The organism is Gilliamella sp. HK2 (genome assembly GCF_001690265.1).
GTDB lineage: Bacteria > Pseudomonadota > Gammaproteobacteria > Enterobacterales > Orbaceae > Gilliamella > Gilliamella apicola_C.
Window position 1 is genome coordinate 1 of the sequence record NZ_LZGV01000109.1, and the last position, 1,723, is coordinate 1,723.

Annotated in this window: 1 protein-coding gene and 1 pseudogene; both read left to right on the forward strand. The window is 38.8% G+C overall.

Features of this window, described 5'->3' with window-relative positions; genetic code table 11:
* The coding region (locus A9G45_RS12845; RefSeq protein ID WP_141673693.1) for a tetratricopeptide repeat protein at nt 1–1,129 on the forward strand (1,129 nt) is incomplete at its 5' end.
* A 195-nt stretch (nt 1,130–1,324) separates the two neighbouring features.
* A pseudogene (locus A9G45_RS12850) lies at nt 1,325–1,723 on the forward strand (SEL1-like repeat protein); the annotation flags it as partial.

Here is a 1,723-nt window from a genome sequence, read left to right on the forward strand (position 1 = left end):
TTTGCTTTACCAAAAAGGGGATCACACTAAAGCACGGCTATTATTTGAAAAAGCGGCCGCTCAGGGACTGGCTAAAGCACAATATAACTTAGGCTCAATGTACCGTGATGAGTTAAACAACTTTCCAGTTGCTTTAAGTTGGTTTGAAAAAGCGGCTGCTCAAGGCAATGCCGATGCTCAAAATAGTATTGGTTATATTTACGAAAACGCATCAGGCGGTAAAGCGCCTCGATTGTATATTTTTGACGAAAATGGCAACAATATCGACCCTGAACTACCTAAAATCGAAGCACAATTTGCCCGATTCGACAAAATGAGCTTACCCATTGAGTATTATCCCCGTGGAGTTTACCCTTTGAGTGAATATGGTCAAGGGGTCGAGCCTGATTTACAAAAAGCCATTGAATGGTACCAAAAAGCTGCCAACCAAGGGCATGCCCTAGCACAAACCAATTTGGCTTATTTTTATCTGTTTGGTATTGGGGTTGATAAAAATGAAAATCATGCCTTTACGCTTTATGAACAAGCAGCAAACCAACAGTTTGTCCCAGCAATAAGGACATTAGCGTTTATGTATATGCAAGGCTTAGGTACCAAAGTCGATGAATATAAAGCCTTTACCTTACTTGAGCAAGCTTATCAATTGCAACCTGATGATAACTTATGGCAATTGATTGATGTAATAATGTCTAATCGATATGACTTTAACACCGAATTAAAACATCAAGAAAGAAAATATCGTTCCAAAATTAGTGATAAAAAACACGCCAGTGATGAAGATTTGATTTGCAATAAATTTTTTTATCTAAAAGATTTTTACAATTTAAATATGATCTATGGTTCACGAATTATCTCTTTTACGCTTTGGCCAAGAGACACCTTTGATATATTACTGGGCAATACAGTTGGCGAACAATCAACATTAAAAGAGCGCATATTGACCAAAGAAGCCATTCAAGGCAATCACATTATCATAACGTCGTTAAGTCACTATTATAAACGCGAAGAGCAAGATATTCCCCGTGCGCAATTATGGCGTAAATACGCGTTAAAAATGGGAGCGTCCAATCACCCTAGCGAATGGTCAGGATACCCACCGATAGAAGAAGATGAACTAAGAATGCATTAAAAGCGAATCATATCCGCTTTTAATTGTTTTTGTAACATGATTGCAAGGTGTTGCGATTGATCTTGCTTGCTTTGATCTTCGGTTTTTTAAGATATTTATTGTTTGTTTTTTAATTTGTTACTACGGTTTTTGCTATACAATTAGCGCGGTTAACCATATTAAAATTCATCAAAAATCGTTATAAATGGAATGAAAATGAAAAAAATCCCTTATGCGGTATTGGGGTTTGGTGTTGCCTTATTTGCGATGTCGGCTTTTGCCAAGGGCAATCATCATACCAATGCGCCCCAAACTCGCTTGATGCCTAGCGCCTCGGAGCAACCCACTTGCCAACTTTCACGTGATGAAGCAAACATGAAACTGTGCACTGAACTGGCTGAAAGTGGTGATGCCATTGCCCAAAACACCTTGGGCGAAATTTTTTACGGCGATAATTTGCTTTACCAAAAAGGGGATCACACTAAAGCGCGGCTATTATTTGAAAAAGCGGCCGCTCAGGGACTGGCTAAAGCACAATATAACTTAGGCTCAATGTACCGTGATGAGTTAAACAACTTTCCAGTTGCTTTAAGTTGGTTTGAAAAAGCGGCTGCT